This window comes from Petrachloros mirabilis, from assembly GCF_975968855.1.
Genome location: NZ_CDLUDY010000016.1, coordinates 1 through 6173, shown reverse-complemented (window position 1 = coordinate 6173; position 6173 = coordinate 1). Strand labels below are relative to the sequence as shown.

General features: G+C 55.3%; 6 protein-coding genes. All 6 read left to right on the top strand.

Annotated elements, in window-relative coordinates:
- Positions 1-874 (top strand): rod shape-determining protein (locus ACWVCN_RS00585; protein WP_455243558.1); only part of this gene is annotated, 874 nt, incomplete at its 5' end.
- A gap of 23 nt (positions 875-897) precedes the next feature.
- Complete coding sequence (gene mreC, locus ACWVCN_RS00580; RefSeq protein ID WP_455243557.1) at positions 898-1779, top strand: rod shape-determining protein MreC; 882 nt, start codon at positions 898-900, stop codon at positions 1777-1779.
- Positions 1776-2282: a hypothetical protein gene (locus tag ACWVCN_RS00575; protein ID WP_455243556.1), complete on the top strand. Its 507-nt coding sequence runs from the start codon at positions 1776-1778 to the stop codon at positions 2280-2282. The genes mreC and ACWVCN_RS00575 overlap by 4 nt, the downstream gene beginning before the upstream one ends.
- 17 nt (positions 2283-2299) lie before the next feature.
- Positions 2300-4168, top strand: coding sequence for a penicillin-binding protein 2 (gene mrdA / locus ACWVCN_RS00570; protein WP_455243555.1), 1869 nt, complete (start codon positions 2300-2302; stop codon positions 4166-4168).
- Positions 4165-5286, top strand: a complete 1122-nt coding sequence (gene rodA, locus ACWVCN_RS00565) for a rod shape-determining protein RodA (RefSeq protein WP_455243554.1) — start codon at positions 4165-4167, stop codon at positions 5284-5286. The genes mrdA and rodA overlap by 4 nt, the downstream gene beginning before the upstream one ends.
- A gap of 114 nt (positions 5287-5400) precedes the next feature.
- Positions 5401-6173 (top strand): ribonuclease E/G (locus ACWVCN_RS00560; RefSeq protein ID WP_455243553.1); only part of this gene is annotated, 773 nt, incomplete at its 3' end.

The window sequence follows — 6173 nt, the reverse complement described above, 5'->3', positions numbered from 1 at the left end:
GATGTTGGGTCGTACGCCTGGAAACATAGTTGCTGTCAGGCCGATGAAGGAAGGCGTGATCGCCGACTTCGAAATGGCCGAACAGATGCTCAAACGTTTCATCCAGAAAGCACACAATCGAAGTGCTTTTGTCCGGCCTCGCATCATCATCGGCGTTCCGTCCCGCATCACCCAGGTTGAGCAGAGGGCCGTTCGCGATTCTGCCGAATTGGCTGGAGCGCGCGAAGTGTATCTCATTGAAGAACCTGTGGCGGCGGCTATCGGTGCCGGGCTTCCGATAACCGAGCCATCCGGCAATATGGTGGTTGACGTCGGCGGTGGTACCACTGACATAGCGGTGATTTCGCTGGGCGGGATCGTATACAGCGAATCGGTCAAGGTAGCCGGCGATCGCATGGACGATGCGATCATGAATTACATCAAGAAGAAATATAATCTCCTCATCGGGGAACATATGGCTGAGCGGATCAAGTTCGAGATCGGCTCCGCCTATCCCTTTGAGGAACGAAAAACCATGATGATTAAAGGGCGCGACTTGATTTCCGGGATCCCACGCACCTTGGTGGTTGATGACGCGGAGGTCAGGGAGGCCTTGCAGGAACCGATCGGAACGATCGTGAATGCGATCAAAGTTGCCCTGGAAAACACCCCGCCTGAGTTGGCGGGGGATATCATTGACCGAGGCATTGTGCTCACCGGAGGAGGTTCTATGCTCAAGGGTATGGATACTCGCTTTCGGGAGGAGACGAATTTGCCGATCATCACCGTGGATGACCCGCTGACTTCCGTGGTGTTGGGAGTCGGGAAAATCCTCGACGAACTCGATCTGCTAGCCAAGGTCGCGGTCATGTCCCAGGCCAATACCTTCCGATAGAGGTTCCATCCCGATCCATGTGGATGGTCAATGTGCGTTCTCCTTACGGTGCTAGGCGTCTGGCGCTAGGATTGGTTGCCTGTCTCCTCGCCGCGCTTCTCCTTTTCCCCGCTCAGAGTCAGGGGCTCCTAGACTATTTCGATAGTCCCGTCGGTCAACTGGTCCGTCTTCCACTCGAAGCGGTTGCATCGCTGGATCAAGGCATCGCCGATACATGGAAGCGGTACGTGGCCTTGCAGGGGGTCGAAGAGGAGAATCGGCGCCTGCGGCGGGACATGGATTGGCTTCGCGGGGAGAACAATCAGTTGCGGGAGGCTGCTGCCGCCACGCAGCGACTGACCGCACTGCTTCAATTTAAAGAACAAACACAGTTTGCAATGGTGGCGGCACAGGTGATCGGTCGTGATGCGACGAATCGATATCGCTCGGTAATTCTGAACAAGGGAGAACATGACGGCATCTATCCTGACATGGGAGTGATCACGCCGGCTGGAGTTGTGGGACGGGTGGTCAAAGCAACCGGCGGAACTGCGGTTGTACTTCTCTTGAACGATCCCAACAATGCAATCCCCGGTTTGATTCAGCGGACGCGGGACGAGGGAATTGTCGAGGGAACGGCCAAGGGGCATGTCAGGCTCAAGTACATTCCAATGCTTTCAGGAGTGGGCGAAGGGGATCGTGTTGTGACCTCCGGCCTGGTTGGCGGTTTCCCGAGGGGCTTGGCGATTGGAACGATAACAAGTATTGATAAAGAAGAGGGGGCGCTCTTTCAGACGGCAGAACTTACGCCGGAGGTTGACGTTGAACGTGTGGAGGAAGTCTTGGTCATTCAGTCACCACGCAGTGCAACGGCAGATTCAGAGCCGAAGGCCGACAGTAACCGGACGGAAAATCCGTCGCCATGAAGATCCTGATCTATCTTGCCATAGTATTAATCCTTGTGCCGGTTCAGACGATTCTGTTGCCGCACGTGAGTGTGTGGGGAATCAAACCGGATTGTGGATTGGTCGCGGCGGCTGTGATCGGATTGATTGCCGGTGAGCTTGAAGGACTTTTAGTTGGATTGGTCATCGGGTGGGTGCTTAATCTCTACTCTGCAAGTGATCTCTGGTTGAGTGTTGTTACGACCGGCGGTGCCGGGCTCTTCGCGGGATGGTTGGGGCGCCAAGTTGCGCAGATCACTCCAACAATCCTTTGCCTCGGAATCTTGGGGTTCTCGCTTGCCGTCGGGCTTCTTGCTGTGTTCAGCATGAAGAACCTATCCCTGCCCGACGCATGGTGGATGATCCAGGCGGTTGTGGCGCCGCAAGCTTGCCTCGACGCCCTAATGGGCACTGGGGTACTGCTGTTGCTACAACAGCGGTTTGTGGCTGAACGGTTACGCATGGTTGATCGATATTCTCGGTGAAGTAGGAAGACAACTGCATGTCGACGACCCGTCTCCATAATGCTGAGCTGGGCGAACTCCAGCGCCGGCTTGTCGTCTTGCGCGTGGGACTCCTTTTGGTCGTAGCATTGCTGGGGCTCAGGCTTTGGCATCTTCAGATCCGAGAGGGGCCTTACTATCGCGACCTATCAGAAAACAATCGGACCCGTTCGGTCATTCTGGAGCCTGCCAGGGGATTGATTTACGATCGGAATGGCGTGCTCCTCGCGAATAACGTGCCGAGTTTTAACTTATATGTTTCTTTTGAGGACGTAAGAGATCGTGGGGCGCTAATCGATCGGCTCACGGAACTGATCGGTTTGGATCCTGAGGTGGTGAAGAAGAAATTGTCCGTCCGCGGTTCCAAGCAACTGCCCCGTAAGATCAAAGACCGGTTGACCCTTCGGGAAGCCACATTGATCGAGTCACATCGTCTCGAATTGCCCGGCGTCATGATCCAAGTGGAATCGCAACGCAATTATCCGATGGGAGTTACGGCTTCGCATGTCATGGGCTATGTCGGCGAGGTATCGGCCGAGCAGTTGGAAAAGCCGGAGTTTGCCGAACTGCACCAAGGGAGTATCGTCGGTCAATATGGCGTCGAAAAGTTTTTTGACCAGATCGTCCGTGGACAGGCAGGGCAGAAGAGCGTCGAAGTCGATGCCCTGGGACATGAAAAACGTACGGTGGAAGTTGATCAGCCGCGACCAGGAGACGATCTCTATTTGACAATTGATGCGAGGCTGCAGAAGGTGTCGGAGGAACTACTCGGAGAGGAGGCGGGGGCGATTATCGCGTTAGATCCGACGACGGGTGATATCCTGGCGATGGCAAGTCGTCCGGCATTTGATCCGAACGTGCTGTCGAGAGAATTGACGGGCAAGCAATGGGCGGAAATCGTTCAAGACGAGGGTCGTCCGCTGAATAATAGAGCGTCGCAGGGGCAATACCCTCCAGGTTCGACTTTTAAGGTGCTGATGGCAGCGGCAGCTCTGGAATCCAATACGATGTCGCCTTCCTCGACCGTGTTTTGCTCTGGAGGCTACCAGTTCGGGAGGCGCGTGAACCGGGACTGGAAGGCAGGGGGGCATGGGTACGTCGATCTTCGCGAGGCCCTCATTCACTCATGCGACGTGTATTTTTATACAGTCGGCCAGCGCATGGGGATCGACACTATGGCATCGTTCGCGCAAATGTTTGGACTAGGGCAAGAAACCGGTATCGAGCTGCCTTCAGAGCGGGTTGGGATTGTCCCTTCGACAGAGTGGAAAGAACGGGTCAAGCATGAGGAGTGGTATCCAGGGGAAACGATTTCGGCGGCAATCGGGCAGGGTTACGTCACGGTGACTCCGCTACAGATGGCCAGCGCGATTGGTACGGTGGCGAACAACGGCGTGATGTATCGGCCACGGTTGGTGAGGGCCATCCTAGACCGTACAACTGGCAACCAGCAGGAATTACCGGCGGTGCCGAAACAGACGCTGAACTTGAAACCCGCGACCTTAAAGCTCATTCGAGAGGCTCTGGCCGATGTCGTAACCGAGGGGACGGCGACACGCGCGAAGTCCTCAATCGTGACGATTGCAGGGAAGACCGGCACGGCTCAAACGGCGGCGCTCCGCACTGGTCCAGAGGAAGACATTCCCAAAAAATTGAGGGACCACGCCTGGTTTGTCGCATTTGCTCCAGTCGACAAGCCGAAGATCGCTGTCGCCGTGCTGGGGGAGCATATGGGACATGGGGGATCGGCCGCCGCTCCTTTGGCGAAGGAAGTCATAGAAACGTATGTAAAGTTCTCAGCCAAAGCCCTGGGAAAAGGGTCGGAGATCGATTTGCCGCGCCGAGGAGCGGGGGGTGGACAGCTATGATCGATAGGGTGATGGATCGCCGCGGATTCGATAATTTCGACTTGCGCTTCCTCTGCCTCATTTTTTCCATTCTTGGTATCGGCGTGTTGTCGATTTACAGTGTAACCCACGATCAATCAGGTTCCGGGCTGCCATTTTATGCCAAGCAAATGGTGTGGATCCTTGTAGGGACGGTTGCGTTCCTGATCATGCTGGTGTGGGATTATCACCGCATCGCGAGATTAGCGTATCCTGCCTATGCGATTATCCTGGTTCTATTAGCGTATGTGCTTTTCGAGGGGAAGACGAGCCGGGGAGCTCAACGATGGATCCCTATCGGCCCATTTGCATTTCAGCCGTCTGAATTCGCAAAGCTTGTGCTTATCCTTGTCATGGCGCATTACTACTCGAAGGCGCCGCGTGTCGGCTGGCTGCAGCGAGTCGTCATTCCCGGAGCGTTGATGTTGCCAGGACTGCTGTTGATCCTGAAACAGCCGGACCTCGGCAGTGGATTGAGCTTCATGGCTGTCTATGCGGCGATGCTCTTGATGGTCGGAATGCGGTCCCAGGCATTGGGCGTGATTCTCCTGTTCTCACTAATGTTGTTCCCCTTTGCATGGGAGCTCATGTGGGGGTCGCTTCACGGCTATCAGCGACAGCGCATCATGGCTTTCGTCGATCCTGACTACGATCCTGGAGGCAAGGGGTACCATGCGCTCCAATCAAGGATCGCGATCGGGGCGGGTGAATTAACGGGGAAGGGCTTGTACGGCGGGACACAGAGTCAATTGAAATTTCTCCCGGAGGGGCATACGGATTTTGTGTTTTCAGTCTATGCGGAAGAGTGGGGATTCATAGGGGTTCTCGTGCTGCTGCTATTGTTTGTCGCGCTGATATGGCTGTCGCTGGAAATAGCGGCGCGCGCTAAAGACGAACTCGGCGCACTTCTCGCGGTCGGCGTCATTTCCATGCTCTGTTTCTGCGTGGTTGTGAACATCGGTATGACAGCAGGCATGTTTCCGATTGTCGGGATTCCTCTTCCGCTGATGAGTTATGGAGGCAGTGCGACCATCATGACGATGGCCTCTCTCGGATTGTTGCTGAATGTCAAACGGCGTCGCCTGAGTTTATTTTATTAAATCTATGTGCGGACCGACGAATCGACGAGATCTTGAGTGAAGATCGGAACCTGGGGGTCCCCGCGTTCCTCTCTTACGTCGCTTCGATCGGACTGCTGAACGGAAGGAGTCGGTATGGGAGTCGAGATTGCGATCACGGTCGCGCGGGAGGAAACCCGCGTGGCGGTGTTGGATAATGGAGTTGTTACGGATCTCTTCGGAGATCGTGCGAAACATAAAGATTTTGTGGGAAACATTTACAAAGGGAAAGTCGCGAAGGTGCTGCCCGGCATGCAGGCAGCGTTTGTCGATATCGGATTGGAGAAAGCGGCGTTCATGCATGTTTCGGACATCTCGATGGATGCGGAACCGGGGGATACGCTCGTCGATACCGAGGAAGACGACCGGGATAGCGACGAGCTTCGAGCTCGCCGCGAGAGTTCGAAGCCAATTGAACAATTGCTGAGCGAAGGACAGGAACTGATGGTGCAGATTTCAAAAGGCCCCATCGGCACCAAGGGCCCCCGCGTTACGAGTTATGTGTCGCTGCCGGGTCGTTACCTGGTGTTCATGCCGAATGTCGAACACATCGGCGTCTCGCGCCGTATCGCAAAAGACGAAGAGCGGAGCAGACTGAAGGACATCATGAAGCGGGTCCGGCATCCCGGCTGCGGCTACATCGTTCGCACGGTGAGTGAAGGTGTCAAGGAAGATGAACTGCGATCCGACGTGGACTTCTTGCATGTGCTCTGGCAGGACATTCGGACCAAGTCCGAGGAGCACCCAGCTCCGATTCTCCTGCATTCCGATCTCAGCCTCAGTTTCCGCGTAGTGCGGGATCTTTTCGGCAAGAAAGTGGATCGATTATGGATCGATTCAAGAGATGAGTATGAAGCGGTCCGCGATTT